The sequence below is a fragment of the Agromyces solani genome (genome assembly GCF_058349925.1).
In genome coordinates this window covers 984,027-997,221 of sequence record NZ_JBYRER010000001.1, presented here as the reverse complement: position 1 = coordinate 997,221, position 13,195 = coordinate 984,027, and the positions used below count along the sequence as shown (strand labels likewise).

The following is a 13,195-nucleotide window of genomic DNA, read 5'->3' as shown; positions in this document are numbered from 1 at the left end:
CGCGGAAGCGACACGCGAAACGTCACGCGCTGTTCACGTTCGCGTCGGTCGAACGCCGGATGCCTCGGGGCCGGCGCCGACCCCGAGGCATCCCCCCGCGCTCAGTACGACGCGGCGGTCGAGTACGAGACGAACGCGGCCCGCAGCATCTCGAGCGTCTCATCGCTCGTCACGGCGTGGATCGACAGTCGCACGGTGCCGAGGCGCGTCGTCGCGGTCACGCCGTGGTTGTGCAGCGACGCGGTGAGCACCGTCACCTGGTCGGCGGGCGGCTCGAGCACGACGATGCCGGCCCGCTCCTGCTCGTCGCGCGACGACGAGACGGGGATGGCGTACTCGTCCGCGAGCTCGATCGCCCGGCTCACCCGCTCGGCGACGGCCGCGTTGATCACGGGCACGGTCGTGTCGGCGATCTCCTCGAAGGCCGCGGCGAGACGCGCCTGCGCGAGCGGGTCGGGGTTCGAGAGCCGGTACGCGCGGGCGTCGGGCGCGGGCGGGGGCACATGTCCCCACGGCTCCGACTCCTCGGTCGCGCTGAAGCCCGAGAAGACGGGCGTGAGCCGTTCGAGGGCGCGATCGGAGAGCGCCATGATGCCCGTGCCCCAGCCGGCGCGGCACCACTTCTGGCCGCCGGTCACGACGACGTCGGCGACCTGCCACGGGGCGTCGACGACGCCGAAACCCTGGATCGCGTCGACGATCAGCAGCCGGTCGCCGATCACCTGGCGGATGCCCTCGATGTCGCAGAGGTAGCCGGTGCGCGAGTCGACGAGGCTCACCGCGACGGCGACGACGCTCTGCTCGAGCTGTTCGCGGATCTGGCCGGGCGTCACCTTGCCGTGGTCGGTCTCGAGCCAGACGGGCTGCACCGTGTGCAGCGCCTCCTGCGCGCGCACGGCCGCGATGGGCAGGCTCGGGAACTCCTCCTGCGACAGCAGGACCCCGCCGGTGAGCCCGAACATGGCGTGCATGAGGCCGGTCGTCGTGTTCGGCTCGAAGACGATCTGCTCGGCGGAGAAGCCCGTGAGCGCCGAGGCGGCCGCGCGCACGCGCGCGTCCTGCTCGCCGAAGGCGTCGAGGCTGCCGTGGCGCGCCCGCTGCAGCACCTGCGTGAACGCCAGCACCTCCTCCGCGGCGGCCGTCGAGAGCGGCCCCACACGGCCGTAGTCGAGGTAGCCCGGCTCCTCGGTGAAGCCGGTGCTGAAATCGTCGATGGTCACGTTGCGTGCCCCCTTCTCCGTCGAACATCTTGACAGAACGGGTGGATGCCTCGCAGCGCGCTCCTGCGAGAACGGGTGGTCAGCCGCCGAACCGGCGGTGGCGCTTCGCGTAGTCGCGGAGCGCGCGGAGGAAGTCGACCTTGCGCAGGTCGGGCCCGAGCGCCTCGACGAAGTAGAACTCCGAGTGCGCCGACTGCCAGAGCATGAAGTCGCTGAGCCGCTGCTCGCCGGACGTCCGGATCACGAGGTCGGGGTCGGGCTGGCCGCCCGTGTAGAGGTGCTCGCCGATGAGGTCGGGCGTCAGCCGTTCGGCGAGGTCCTCGAGGCTGCGCCCCTCGGCGTGATGCGCCGCGACGATCGATCGCATCGCGTCGGTGATCTCCTTGCGGCCGCCGTAGCCGACGGCGAGGTTGACGTGCAGGCCCCGCTTGTCGGCCGTGCGGTGCTCGGCGGCGTCGAGCGCCGCGACGAGCGGCTCGGGCAGGCCCGTGTCGCTGCCGACGTGCTGCACCCGCCAGTCGCGGTAGTGGCTGAGTTCCTCGGCGAGGTCGGCGATGATCTCGAAGAGGTCGGAGAGCTCGTCGCTCGGCCGATTGCCGAGGTTGTCGCTCGAGAGCAGGTAGAGCGTCACGACCTTGACGCCGAGGTCGTCGCACCACTCGAGGAACTCCCGCATCTTCGCGGCGCCCGCCCGGTGTCCGTCGGCGGCCGTGCGGTAGCCGAGCTGCTTCGCCCAGCGGCGGTTGCCGTCGATGATCATCGCCACGTGGCGGGGCAGGCCGGCGGGGTCGAGTCCGCGACGGAGCCGGTTCTGGTAGAGCCGGTAGAGGATCCCGCGACCGAGGGGCTGATCGCTCGTCTGCACGGCACTACGCTACCCCCTCGCCCTCCGTTCGAACTCACAGGCTGCCGTGATCAGGCAGGCCCTACGCTTTCACCATGAGCCCTGAGCGCCCGCACGAACCCGCCGACCTCGCCGAGGAGATGTCGCGCCCCGTGGCTCCCGCCGACCCCGACGACCTCGCGGTCTCGCGCGACGAGCACGGCCCCGACCTCCCCAACATCCCGCTGCTCGACGACGCGCTCAGCCACGACGCCGAGGCGGAGGTGAAGCCGAAGTGGCGCGGCTGGATCCACGCGGGCACGTTCCCCGTCACGATCGCCGCGGGCATCGTGCTCATCACCCTCGCCCACGGCGCGCCCGCGAAATGGGCGTCGGCGGTCTTCATGCTCACGTCGATGCTGCTGTTCGGCAACTCGGCGCTCTACCACCGCTTCAACTGGAAGCCGAAGACGAAGGTCGTGCTCAAGCGCATCGACCACGCCAACATCTTCCTGCTCATCGCCGGCACGTACACCCCCCTCGCGGTCCTCGCGCTCCCGCCCGACAAGGGGTGGGTGCTGCTCACGATCGTCTGGAGCGGGGCGCTCCTCGGCATCGGCTTCCGGGTGTTCTGGATCACGGCGCCCCGCTGGCTGTACGTGCCCCTCTACCTGCTGCTCGGCTGGGCGGCGATGATGTACATCGTCGATCTCGTGAACGCCAACGTGGCGATGATGGTGCTCGTCTGCGTGGGCGGCGTGCTCTACACGATCGGCGCCGTCGTCTACGGCTTCAAGAAGCCGAACCCGTGGCCCGGCGTGTTCGGATTCCACGAGATCTTCCACGTCTGCACGGTGCTCGCGTTCATGTGCCACTGGTCGGCGACGCTGCTCATCGCGATGAACCCCGTCTACCACGTGGGCTGATCAGCGCGAGGGTTCGTCGCCCTCGTCGCGCGCCTCGCCCGAGGCATCCGGCCCGTCGCCCTCGTCGAACGAGGCCAGCTCCGCGTCGCGCGCGGCCGCCTCCTCCTCCGCCTCGATCTGGGCGCGCACCTGGGCGCGGTAGTTCGTGCGACGGATGCGACGCACCATGTCGAGGATGAGGAGGATCACCACGACCATGATCAGGAAGGTGATGACGAAACCCCACACACCCGGCGTGACGGTGTTCGGGTCGAACTCCTCCTTGCCGTCGGCGACGATCTCGATCGCCGAGTACAGCACGGAGCGGGCGGAGTCGACGAGCATCGAGGGCCTTTCGAGGAGGGATCCACCCCTCAGGGGGCGGGGTTAGGCTTGAAGCAGCCTAGTCGATCCACCTCCGAAGGAGCCCCGTGACCACGTCGCTCGACGAGCGGTACGGACGTACGCGCCGCAACCGCTCGCGTGATCGGTTCCTGCTCATCGCCGGAGCCGTCGCGGTCGCCGTGGTCCTCGTGGCCTGGGTCGTCTGGGCCGGACTCGACGGCCAGAAGCCGCAGGTCGAGGTGACCGACACCGGCCACCGCCTCATGAACGAGGAGCGCGCCGTCGAGGTGAGCTGGAACCTCTCGGTTCCGCCCGGCAACGAGACCGCCTGCATCGTGCAGGCGCTCAATGCGGACTTCGCGATCGTCGGCTGGAAGACCATCATCGTGCCGGCGTCGACCGAACACATCCGCGCGCTCACGGAGACCGTTCGCACGGCGCAGGAGGCGAACACCGGTTTGATTTACCGCTGCTGGCTCACCTAACATGGGTCATTCGCCCCGACCCATGTCGGGGCGACACGTCTATTCGGCGCAGCATCGCGAGCCCTTCGCGACGACCGGCACCGGGTATCCCGAAACAGGAGTGTGCATCATGGCGCAGGACGCCACCGTCACCTGGCTCACCCAGGACGCCTACGACCGCCTGGCCGGCGAGCTCGAGCAGCTCTCGACCACGGGCCGTGAGGAGATCGCGAAGCGCATCGAGGCGGCGCGCGAAGAGGGCGACCTCAAGGAGAACGGCGGCTACCACGCCGCGAAGGACGAGCAGGGCAAGATCGAGGCCCGAATCCGCCAGCTCAAGGAACTGCTGAAGACCGCCGAGGTCGGCGAGGCGCCCGCATCGAAGGGCATCGTCGAGTCGGGCACCGTGATCACCGCGGTCATCGCCGGCGACGAAGAGACGTTCCTCATCGGCAGCCGCGAGATCGCAGGCGACTCCGAGCTCGACGTCTGGAGCGAGCAGTCGCCGCTCGGCGCCGCGATCCTGGGCCTCAAGGTCGGCGAGAAGACCAGCTACACCGCGCCCAACGGGCGCGAGATCGCCGTCGAGATCACGAGCGTCGACACCTGGGGCGGCCAGTAGTCCCCCACGACCCCACGCACGCGAAGAGCGGATGCCCCAGGCATCCGCTCTTCGCGTATGACGCGGCGAACCCCACCGTTTCAGGAAGAAGTGCGCTGTTCAGGACGATTCCGGGCGAATCGTCCTGAACCGGCGCCGAGTTCCTGAAACCGTGCGAGCTCAGTCGTCGAGGACGACGGGCTCGTAGCCGGCTCGGCGCAGCACCTCGACGACCTCGGCTCGATGGTCGGGACCGCGGGTCTCGACGGAGATGTCGATCTCGACCTCCGAGATCTGCATGCCGCGCCCGTGCCGCGTGTGCAGCACCTCGACGACGTTCGCGTGGGTGCCGGCCAGCAGTTCGGCGACCCGCACGAGCTGTCCGGGTCGGTCGGGCAGCCCCACGCGCACCGTCAGGTAGCGGCCGGACGCCGCGAGGCCGTGGGCGATGACGCGCTGCATGAGCAGCGGATCGATGTTGCCGCCCGACAGCACCGCGACGACCGGGCCGTCGTTCGGCACGGCGCCCTTCATGATCGCCGCGACGGCGACCGCGCCGGCGGGCTCGACGACGAGCTTGGCACGCTCGAGCAGCACGAGCAGGGCGCGGGCGATGTCGTCCTCGGTGACGGTCACGACCTCGTCGACCGCGTCGCGGATGATCTCGAAGTTGAGCTCGCCGGGCCGGTAGACGGCGATGCCGTCGGCGATCGTCGGCACGACCGGCACGGTCTGCGGGGCGCCCGCCGCGAGCGATGCGACGTACGGCGCGGCGTTCTCGGACTGCACGCCGATGATGCGGATGGCTCGCCCCTCGGCCGCAGCCCGCTGCTTCGCCGCGCTCGCGATGCCGGCGGCGAGGCCGCCGCCGCCGATCGGCACGACGATCGTCGCCGCATCGGGCGCCTGGTCGAGGATCTCGAGCCCGAGCGTGCCCTGGCCCGTGACGACGTCGACGTGGTCGAACGGCGGGATCACGACCGCACCGGTCTCCGCGGCGAAGGCCGCGGCCGCCTCGAGCGTCTCGCCGACCGATGCGCCCGCGAGCACGACGTCGGCTCCGTAGGCCTTCGTCGCCTCGAGCTTCGGCAGGGCGACGCCCACCGGCATGAAGATCGTCGCCCTCAGGCCGAGCTCGCGGGCGGCGAACGCGACGCCCTGGGCGTGGTTGCCGGCCGATGCGGCGACGACCCCGCGCGCCCGTTCGTCGGCGGTGAGCGAGGACATGCGGTTGAACGCGCCGCGCAGCTTGTACGAGCCCGTGCGCTGCAGGTTCTCGCACTTCAGTCGCACCGGGGCGCCGAGCACGCGCTCGAGGTAGCGGGATGTCTCCATCGGCGTGGTTCGGGCGACGCGCCCGACGACGTCGCGGGCGGCCTCGAAGTCGGCGAGCGCGGGGCCGGCGATCGTGTGGTTCAACTCGTTCATTCTCCTCGCTGGAAGCCGGGACGCTGCGGGACGGTGCGCCACAGCGGCGAGCGCACGGCGACGGTCGACGGCGGGGCGTCGTCCTTCCAGTCGCCGCTCGAGACGTACAGGATCATCACGTTGACGACGGCCGCGACCGGCACCGCGAAGAGCGCGCCGGGGATGCCGGCGAGCAGCGAGCCCGTCGCGACCGCGACGACGACGCCGAGCGGGTGCACCTTGACGGCGGTGCCCATGATGAGCGGCTGCAGCACATGGCCCTCGACCTGCTGCACGAGCAGCACGATGCCGAGCATGATGACGGCGGGCCAGAATCCGCTGTAGACGAGGGCGACGAACACCGCGAGCGCACCCGTGACGACGGCGCCGACGATCGGGATGAACGAGCCCAGGAAGACGAGGATGGCGATCGGGATCGCGAGCGGCAGGCCGAGGAACCAGGCGCCGAGGCCGATGCCGATCGCGTCGATCGTGGCCACGAGGATCTGCACGCGGACGAAGTTCTGCAGCGTCTCCCAGCCCGCCTGGCCGGCGCCGTCGACGGCGGCCCGGGCCCGGCGCGGGAAGATGCCCACCATCCAGTTCCAGATGCCGCGGCCGTCGATGAGCATGAAGAGGGTCGCGAAGAGCGCGAGCAGCATGCCGGCGAGGAAGTGTCCGAGCGTCGAACCGACCGAGAGGGCGCCGCTCCAGATGATGCCCATGTCCTGCTGGACGGCCTCGACGGCCCGGGCGACCCATTCGTTCAGCTGCGCCTCGGTGACGTGCAGCGGGCCGTCGAGGAGCCACGCCCGGAACTCGTCCCAGGCGACGAGGGATTGGGCGGCGAGCTCGTCGGCGCCCCGGACGATCTGCCAGATGCCGAGCGTGAGCAGACCGCCGACGACCGCGAGCGCAGACAGCATCGCGACCGCGACGGAGAGCCACTTCGGCCACCGGTGCCGCTGCAGGAAGGCGGAGAACGGCACGAGCAGGGCGCTGAGGAGCACGGCGACGAGCAGCGGGATCAGGATGAGCCGCAGCTGGATCACGAGGAAGACGACGACGGCGAGGACCCCGCCGATGAGCAGCAGGCGCCACGACCAGGCGCCGGCGAGCCGCATGCCGTACGGAACGCTCGCGTCCGCGTCGCGGGTCGCGGGCTCGCGCGCCGGCGCCGGCGCCGGTTCGGGCGCAGCCCCGAATCCGAACCACCGTCGCGCGCGCCGCCCGCCTCGTTCCGCCCCGCCCGAGTCCGCCATTCGTCCAGTCTAGGCACCGCGTATGCGCACCCCGGCATGTCGGCTTCCGACCCGGCGGCGCTCGCCGATGTCGGCGGCACGCGCTAGCGTCGGGATCATCATGGTCGACGTCGTCAGCCCCGCCCTCGCCCGCCGTATCGCGCTCGCTGCCCAGGGATTCGCGCGCCCACTGCCCGAGACCGCCGGCACCCGCGCCCTGAACGGCGTGGTCGACCGGCTGGGGCTGCTCCAGATCGATTCCGTGAACGTGTTCGAGCGCAGCCACTACCTGCCGGCGTTCAGCCGCGTCGGCGACTACGACCGGGCGCAGCTCGACCGCATCACGTCCGGGCGTCGCGGGCGCATGGTCGAGTACTGGGCGCACCAGGCGGCGTACATCCCGCGCGAGCTCTGGCCGCTGTTCGAGTTCCGCCGCGAAGAGTACCGGCGCGCGGGCAACGACTGGGGCGGGTGGGTCGCCGACGATCACGGTCTCGCGGGCTGGCTGAGGTCCGAGCTCGCCGAGAAGGGCCCGCTCCGTGCGAGCGAGATCGAGCACGACGCGAACGTGCGCCGCGGTCCCTGGTGGGGCTGGTCCGACGTCAAGCGCACGCTCGAGATGATGTTCCGCACGGGCGACGTCGTCTGCGTCGACCGGCAGCGGTTCGAGCGCGTGTACGCGCTGCCCGAGCAGGCGCTGCCCGCCGAGCTGCTCGAGACGGCGCCGCCCGTCGAGGAGGCCGTCCGCACGCTCGTCGAACGCGCGGCGGTCGCGTACGGCATCGCCACCGAGGCCGACCTCGCCGACTACTGGCGCATGAAGCGGGCGCCCGTGCGGCAGGCGATCGCCGAACTCGAGGCGGCCGGCGTACTGCTCCCGGTCGAGGTGCCGGGCTGGCGCACCGGCAGCCGGCCCACCCCGGCCTGGCTGCACCGGGACGCGCGACGCCCCCGCCGCATCGACGCCGTCGCGCTCCTGTCGCCGTTCGATCCGGTGGTGTGGTTCCGCCCGCGCACCGAGCGGATGTTCGACTTCCACTACCGCATCGAGATCTACACGCCCGAGCCCGACCGTCGGTTCGGCTACTACTGCCTGCCGCTGCTCGTCGACGACCGCGTCGTCGGCCGGGTCGACCTCAAGAGCGACCGCAAAGCGGGCGTGCTGCGGGTGCAGGCGGCCTGGTCGGAGGCCGATGCACCGGCAGAGACGGCGGCGCGTCTCGTGCCCGTGCTCCGTCGCGCGGCGGCCTGGCAGGGCCTCGACGAGGTGCTCGTCGTGGGCCGCGGCGACCTCTCCCCCGCCCTCGCCGCCGAGCTCGCGGTCGCGGCGTAGCCGCGGCGGCCTAGAAGCTGCCGCCCATCTCCTCGAGTCGCTTGACCCGATCGGGGATCGGCGGGTGCGTCGCGAACAACCGGCTCATGAGGCCGGGCTTCAGCGGGTCGGCGATCCAGAGGTGCGCCATCGACGAGTTCTGGCGCTGCATGGGCCGACCGTACGCCTCGAGCTTCACGAGCGCCCGCGCGAGCGCGTCGGGATGTCTCGTGGTCATCGCCCCCGTGGCATCGGCGAGGTACTCGCGCTGGCGCGAGACCGCGAGCTGCACGAGGCTCGCGACGAGCGGGGCGATGAGCATCGCGATGAGCCCGAACACCATGACGATCGGGTTCGAGTTGTTGTTGCCCCGGCCGAAGAACGCCATGCGCACGAACATGTCGGAGATGAAGCCGACCGCGACGACGAGTCCGAACACGATCATCGACAGCCGGATGTCGTAGTTGCGGACGTGGCCGAGCTCGTGCGCCATGACGCCCTCGAGCTCGGCGTCGTCCATGATCTCGAGGAGGCCCGTGGTCGCCGCCACGACGGCGTGCTGCGGGTCGCGGCCGGTCGCGAACGCGTTGGGCGCCGGGTCGGAGATGACGTAGACACGCGGCATCGGGGTCCCCGTCGCGATCGACAGGTTCTCGACCGTGCGCCAGAGCCGAGGGTGGTCGGCCTTCGAGCGGACCTCGATCGCGCCCGACATCGAGAGCGCCTGCCGGTCGGCGGTGAAGTACTGGATGAGCGCGTAGCCGGTCGCCACGACGAGCGTCACGACGACGATCGTCAGGTCCTGGTAGACGACCCCGGCGAGCCAGCCGAGCCCGCCGATGACGGCGAGGAAGAACAGGATGATGAAGACGGTGTTGCGCTTGTTCCTGGCGATCGCGCGATACAAGGCCGGCCCTTAGAACTGGACGCGCGGAGGCTCGGCGATCGCCGCGGCCTCGGTGACCTCGAAGAAGTCGCGCTCGTGGAAGCCGAGGCCGCGCACGAACAGGGTGTTCGGGAACACCTTGATCTTCGTGTTGAGTTCGCGCACGCCGCCGTTGTAGAAGCGGCGCGAGGCCTGGATCTTGTCTTCGGTGTCGACGAGCTCGGCCTGCAGTTGCAGGAAGTTCTGGCTCGCCTGCAGCTGCGGGTACGCCTCGGCGACCGCGAAGATCGACTTCAGCGCCTGCTGCATGTGGTTCTCGGCCACGCCCGCCTCGGCGGGTCCCTGCGCCTGCAGGGTCTCGGCACGAGCCCGGGTGACTGACTCGAAGACGCTCTTCTCGTGCGCGGCGTAGCCCTTGACCGCCTCGATGAGGTTCGGGATCAGGTCGGCCCGGCGCTTGAGCTGCACCGTGATGTCGCTCCACGCCTCGTCGACGCGGACGTTGAGGGTGACGAGCGAGTTGTACGTGGCCCAGAGGTAGATGCCGATGATCACCACGAGCGCGACGACGATGATGACGGGGATGAGCCATTCCATGGCACGGACTCCTAGCGCGTTCGGCAGCAGATCTGGGGCGTGAACAATCCTACCGATCGGGTCCTCCGCGGACCGGCCTTCCCATGAGACTCGGAGGAACCCCCGGGCCGGCTCCGGGCCCGGGCATAGACAGCTGCGCCGCCCACGGGCGGCGCTCCGCTCGCGCGCAGGGCTAGGCTCGGACTGTGACCGAGCGCAGCCCCCGACGGCGCCCGGGTCGCCCCAGGGGCGCGAAGCCGGGCGACACGCGGGCCCGCATCCTCGCGGCCGCCACCGAGGAGTTCGGCGAGCGGGGCTACGAGGCCGCCTCGATGCGGGCCATCGCCCGCCGGGCGGGTGTCGACCCCGCGCTCGTGCACCACTACTTCGAGGACAAGCAGCAGCTCGTCACCGAGGTGGTCGAGGTGCCGCTGCAGCCCGACCGCCTGGTGGCCGCCGCGCTCGACGGCCCCCTCGACGACCTGGGTGAGCGGCTCGTGCGCGCGGTGCTGACGGCGTGGGACTCCACGACGGTACGCCCCGCGGCCGTGGCCGCGCTGCGGTCGGCGATCGGCCAGGGGCCGGTCTCCCGGATGCTGCGCGAGTTCCTGCGCCGCGAGATCATGCACCGCATCGCGGAGCGGCTCGAGGCCGCCGACGCCGAGCTCCGTGCCGAACTCGCCGCGTCGCAGCTCGTCGGCGTCATCATGGTGCGCTACGTGCTCGAGTTCGAGCCGGTCGCCTCGCTGCCGACCGAGGAGCTCGTCGCCCGCGTCGGCCCGTCGGTGCAATGGCACCTGACCGGACGTCCCCCGGGGCCTTGACATCCGGCCGCCACCGGCGAATTATTCCACACATGATGAATAGCTCGGATGCCTCGGGCTCACGGCGCTCGGGCGCGCATGCGATCGCGGGCTCCGGGCCCGCCGTGATCGCCGAGGACCTCCACGTGGTCCGCGGCGGAACCGCGGTGCTCGACGGGCTGTCGCTCGCGGTGCCGAGCGGAATGATCGTGGGCCTGCTGGGGCCGAGCGGCAGCGGCAAGACCACGCTCATGCGATCGATCGTCGGCGTGCAGGTCGTGAAGGCGGGCCGCATCGAGGTGCTCGGCCGGCCGGCCGGCAGTCGTGACCTGCGGCGACGGGTCGGATACGTCACGCAGCAGGCGAGCGTCTACGACGACCTCACGGTCCGGCAGAACATCGCCTACTTCCGCCATGTCCTCGGTGCGCCGGCCGGCGACGTCGACCGGGTGATCGAGCGCACCGATCTCGGGTCGGTCGCCGGCCGGCTCGCGGGCACGCTCTCGGGTGGCCAGCGCAGCCGGGTGTCGCTCGCGGCCGCCCTCCTCGGCGAGCCGGAACTGCTCGTGCTCGACGAGCCGACCGTGGGCCTCGATCCGGTGCTCCGCGTCGAGCTCTGGGGCATGTTCCGCAGTCTCGCCGACGAGGGGAGGACGCTGCTCGTCTCGAGCCACGTGATGGACGAGGCGAAGCGCTGCGACCGGCTCCTGCTCATGCGCGACGGCGCACTGCTCGCCGACGACACGGTGCAGGGCGTACTCGAGGTCACCGGGACCGACGACATCGAGACGGCGTTCCTCCGGCTCATCGACCGCGGCGAACCCGACCTCCGCGCACCCGACGAGGAATCGCCCGGGGGCGGCCGGCACGCAGCGGCGTCCTCGGAGGCACCCGCGCCCGAGGATGAGTCGCGATGACCCCCGCACGGACCCTTGCGACGACCGGTCGCGTGCTCGGGCAGATCCGGCACGATCACCGTACGATCGCACTGCTGCTCGTCGTGCCGAGCCTGCTCGTCGGGCTCGTCGCCTGGATCTTCGTCGACACCGACGTGTTCGCCGACATCGGTCCGGCGATGATCGCACTGTTCCCGTTCATCGTGATGTTCCTCGTGACGAGCATCGCGACCCTGCGCGAGCGGCGCAGCGGCACGCTCGAGCGCCTGCTCGCCATGCCGCTCGGCAAGGGGGACTTCATCCTCGGCTACGCGCTCGCGTTCGGGCTGCTCGCGGTCGTGCAGACCGCCATCGTGGTCTCGTTCGCCGTCTGGGTGTGCGGGCTCGAGATCGAGGGATCGATCTGGCTGCTGTTCGGCGTCGCGGTCGCCGACGCGCTGCTCGGCACGGCCCTCGGCCTGCTCGCGAGCGCGTTCGCGCGCACCGAGTTCCAGGTGGTGCAGTTCATGCCGCTCATCGTCTTCCCGCAGATCCTGCTCGGCGGCATCTTCATCCCCCGCGACCAGCTGCCGGCCGGGCTCGAGGAGATCAGCGACTGGTTGCCCCTGAGCTACGCGATCGACGCGCTGCAGGCGGTCGCCGCCGACAGCGAGTCCGCGGAGTGGATCATGGTGCGGATTCTCGCGATCGGCGCATGGATCGTCGGTTCCATCGTCGTCGGTTCGATCACGTTGCGTCGACGCACCCCCTGACGCAGGTTTCGTGCGCAGCTCTCGACAACGCCCGCGGGGGACGGGCAGGATCGTGGCACTGTCCCTCGATCGGAAGAGAGCGATGCGCAAGAAGATATTCGCGGCCCTCGCGGCCCTCGCCACCGTCTGCGGCCTCGCCGTCGGTGCTGCCCCCGCCCATGCGTCGACCGGCGGCACCGCCGACGGCGAGCTCCACCCCGATGTCGGGCTGATCGCGTTCTACGACAGCACCGGCCGCTACCGCTGCAGCGCCACGCTCGTGTCGCCGACGGTCGTCATCACGGCGGCGCACTGCACGCTCGGCACGCTCGGCAAGACGCTCGTCACGTTCGACACCTACCTCGACGACGCCCCGCCGAGCTTCCTGCCGACGGCGGAGGACCCCGAGGCCGGGTACACGGCCGAGGAGCTCGCCGACGCGGGCTACATCTCCGGCACCGCGTACACGCACCCCCAGTACTCCGACTTCACCGACATGCGGAACTGGAACGATGTCGGCGTGATCGTGCTCGACGAGCCGGTCGCGTCCCACGGCGACGGATACCCGCAGATCGCGGCGACCGGCACGCTCGACGGCATCGCACAGAAGTCGCTGTCGAAGACGCTGTTCACGGCGGTCGGCTACGGCACGGAGGTGCGCCAGGAGGGCGACAACATGAAGCCCGAGCCCGAGAGCTACCCGATCCTGCGTCGTTACGTCGAGATGCCGGGGCAGAAGCTCACCCCGCAGATCCTGCAGACGAACGGCAACGAGAAGGACCCCTGGGGCACGGGCGGCACGTGCTTCGGCGACTCCGGCGGCCCCGTGTTCCACGACGGCGAGCTCGTCGCGGTGACGAGCTACGGCTACACCTCGAACTGCCGGTACCTCGGCGGATACCAGCGCGTCGAGATCCCCGTCGTCGACGAATGGCTGGCCGAGTTCGGTCTCTAGGCGCGAACAGCGCGTGACCCGGCGAACGGG

General features: G+C 70.7%; 15 protein-coding genes. 8 read left to right on the top strand and 7 right to left on the bottom strand.

The features are described from left to right. Nucleotides 1-101 precede the first annotated feature (101 nt). Nucleotides 102-1,220, bottom strand: a complete 1,119-nt coding sequence (locus AC3RJ7_RS04655) for an aminotransferase class V-fold PLP-dependent enzyme (protein ID WP_491454653.1) — start codon at nucleotides 1,218-1,220, stop codon at nucleotides 102-104. Between the two features lie 79 nt (nucleotides 1,221-1,299). Then, nucleotides 1,300-2,085 carry an isoprenyl transferase gene (locus AC3RJ7_RS04650; protein ID WP_491428554.1) on the bottom strand — a complete coding sequence of 262 codons (786 nt, stop codon included), beginning with the start codon at nucleotides 2,083-2,085 and terminating at the stop codon, nucleotides 1,300-1,302. 74 nt (nucleotides 2,086-2,159) lie between these two features. Here AC3RJ7_RS04650 and trhA point away from each other — a divergent pair, with 74 nt between their 5' ends. After that, the gene (trhA, locus tag AC3RJ7_RS04645; protein WP_491454652.1) at nucleotides 2,160-2,969 is read left to right on the top strand and encodes a PAQR family membrane homeostasis protein TrhA; all 810 of its coding nucleotides are present in this window, start codon (nucleotides 2,160-2,162) and stop codon (nucleotides 2,967-2,969) included. Here the strand turns inward: trhA and AC3RJ7_RS04640 are convergent, their stop codons facing one another. Continuing rightward, the gene (locus AC3RJ7_RS04640) at nucleotides 2,970-3,293 is read right to left on the bottom strand and encodes a hypothetical protein (protein ID WP_491454651.1); all 324 of its coding nucleotides are present in this window, start codon (nucleotides 3,291-3,293) and stop codon (nucleotides 2,970-2,972) included. It lies immediately after the preceding gene. 86 nt (nucleotides 3,294-3,379) lie between these two features. Here AC3RJ7_RS04640 and AC3RJ7_RS04635 point away from each other — a divergent pair, with 86 nt between their 5' ends. Together AC3RJ7_RS04635 and greA are read left to right on the top strand one after the other, a co-directional pair. After that, nucleotides 3,380-3,778 (top strand): DUF4307 domain-containing protein, encoded by a 399-nt coding sequence (locus AC3RJ7_RS04635; RefSeq protein WP_491454650.1) that lies wholly within the window; start codon nucleotides 3,380-3,382, stop codon nucleotides 3,776-3,778. A gap of 109 nt (nucleotides 3,779-3,887) precedes the next feature. Further along, nucleotides 3,888-4,379: a transcription elongation factor GreA gene (gene greA, locus AC3RJ7_RS04630; protein ID WP_231430401.1), complete on the top strand. Its 492-nt coding sequence runs from the start codon at nucleotides 3,888-3,890 to the stop codon at nucleotides 4,377-4,379. Nucleotides 4,380-4,538: 159 nt separating this feature from the next. On the opposite strand, the gene ilvA is transcribed toward greA, so the two are convergent. Further along, complete coding sequence (gene ilvA, locus AC3RJ7_RS04625; protein WP_491454649.1) at nucleotides 4,539-5,786, bottom strand: threonine ammonia-lyase; 1,248 nt, start codon at nucleotides 5,784-5,786, stop codon at nucleotides 4,539-4,541. Continuing rightward, on the bottom strand, nucleotides 5,783-7,027 hold the full coding sequence (locus tag AC3RJ7_RS04620) for an AI-2E family transporter (protein WP_491454648.1): 1,245 nt from the start codon (nucleotides 7,025-7,027) through the stop codon (nucleotides 5,783-5,785). The genes ilvA and AC3RJ7_RS04620 overlap by 4 nt, the downstream gene beginning before the upstream one ends. A gap of 100 nt (nucleotides 7,028-7,127) precedes the next feature. Here AC3RJ7_RS04620 and AC3RJ7_RS04615 point away from each other — a divergent pair, with 100 nt between their 5' ends. After that, nucleotides 7,128-8,339, top strand: a complete 1,212-nt coding sequence (locus AC3RJ7_RS04615) for a winged helix-turn-helix domain-containing protein (protein ID WP_491454647.1) — start codon at nucleotides 7,128-7,130, stop codon at nucleotides 8,337-8,339. Nucleotides 8,340-8,349: 10 nt separating this feature from the next. On the opposite strand, the gene AC3RJ7_RS04610 is transcribed toward AC3RJ7_RS04615, so the two are convergent. Next, nucleotides 8,350-9,225, bottom strand: coding sequence for a M48 family metalloprotease (locus AC3RJ7_RS04610; protein WP_491454646.1), 876 nt, complete (start codon nucleotides 9,223-9,225; stop codon nucleotides 8,350-8,352). A 9-nt stretch (nucleotides 9,226-9,234) separates the two neighbouring features. Continuing rightward, complete coding sequence (locus AC3RJ7_RS04605) at nucleotides 9,235-9,801, bottom strand: LemA family protein (RefSeq protein WP_491454645.1); 567 nt, start codon at nucleotides 9,799-9,801, stop codon at nucleotides 9,235-9,237. A 185-nt stretch (nucleotides 9,802-9,986) separates the two neighbouring features. Between AC3RJ7_RS04605 and AC3RJ7_RS04600 the strand changes: the two genes are divergently transcribed. The 4 genes from AC3RJ7_RS04600 to AC3RJ7_RS04585 all read left to right on the top strand — a co-directional run bounded on the left by AC3RJ7_RS04600 (nucleotide 9,987) and on the right by AC3RJ7_RS04585 (nucleotide 13,165). Then, a complete protein-coding gene (locus AC3RJ7_RS04600; protein ID WP_491454644.1) occupies nucleotides 9,987-10,604 on the top strand; it encodes a TetR/AcrR family transcriptional regulator in 618 nt (205 codons plus the stop codon). Nucleotides 10,605-10,636: 32 nt separating this feature from the next. Then, on the top strand, nucleotides 10,637-11,500 hold the full coding sequence (locus AC3RJ7_RS04595; RefSeq protein ID WP_491454643.1) for an ABC transporter ATP-binding protein: 864 nt from the start codon (nucleotides 10,637-10,639) through the stop codon (nucleotides 11,498-11,500). Further along, entirely contained in the window at nucleotides 11,497-12,231 is a 735-nt protein-coding gene (locus tag AC3RJ7_RS04590) for an ABC transporter permease (protein ID WP_491454642.1), read from the top strand. Before AC3RJ7_RS04595 ends, AC3RJ7_RS04590 begins: the two co-directional genes overlap by 4 nt. Before the next feature lie 82 nt (nucleotides 12,232-12,313). Next, nucleotides 12,314-13,165: a trypsin-like serine protease gene (locus tag AC3RJ7_RS04585; protein WP_491454641.1), complete on the top strand. Its 852-nt coding sequence runs from the start codon at nucleotides 12,314-12,316 to the stop codon at nucleotides 13,163-13,165. Nucleotides 13,166-13,195 lie beyond the last annotated feature (30 nt).

What these genes read in the sequence shown, in the direction of transcription:
- AC3RJ7_RS04595 (WP_491454643.1), top strand. Translation starts at nt 10,637, where the DNA reads ATGATGAATAGCTCGGATGCCTCGGGCTCACGGCGCTCGGGCGCGCAT.
- AC3RJ7_RS04590 (WP_491454642.1), top strand. Translation starts at nt 11,497, where the DNA reads ATGACCCCCGCACGGACCCTTGCGACGACCGGTCGCGTGCTCGGGCAG.
- AC3RJ7_RS04640 (WP_491454651.1), bottom strand. Translation starts at nt 3,293, where the DNA reads ATGCTCGTCGACTCCGCCCGCTCCGTGCTGTACTCGGCGATCGAGATC.
- AC3RJ7_RS04620 (WP_491454648.1), bottom strand. Translation starts at nt 7,027, where the DNA reads ATGGCGGACTCGGGCGGGGCGGAACGAGGCGGGCGGCGCGCGCGACGG.
- AC3RJ7_RS04605 (WP_491454645.1), bottom strand. Translation starts at nt 9,801, where the DNA reads ATGGAATGGCTCATCCCCGTCATCATCGTCGTCGCGCTCGTGGTGATC.
- AC3RJ7_RS04615 (WP_491454647.1), top strand. Translation starts at nt 7,128, where the DNA reads ATGGTCGACGTCGTCAGCCCCGCCCTCGCCCGCCGTATCGCGCTCGCT.
- AC3RJ7_RS04585 (WP_491454641.1), top strand. Translation starts at nt 12,314, where the DNA reads ATGCGCAAGAAGATATTCGCGGCCCTCGCGGCCCTCGCCACCGTCTGC.
- trhA (WP_491454652.1), top strand. Translation starts at nt 2,160, where the DNA reads ATGAGCCCTGAGCGCCCGCACGAACCCGCCGACCTCGCCGAGGAGATG.
- greA (WP_231430401.1), top strand. Translation starts at nt 3,888, where the DNA reads ATGGCGCAGGACGCCACCGTCACCTGGCTCACCCAGGACGCCTACGAC.
- ilvA (WP_491454649.1), bottom strand. Translation starts at nt 5,786, where the DNA reads ATGAACGAGTTGAACCACACGATCGCCGGCCCCGCGCTCGCCGACTTC.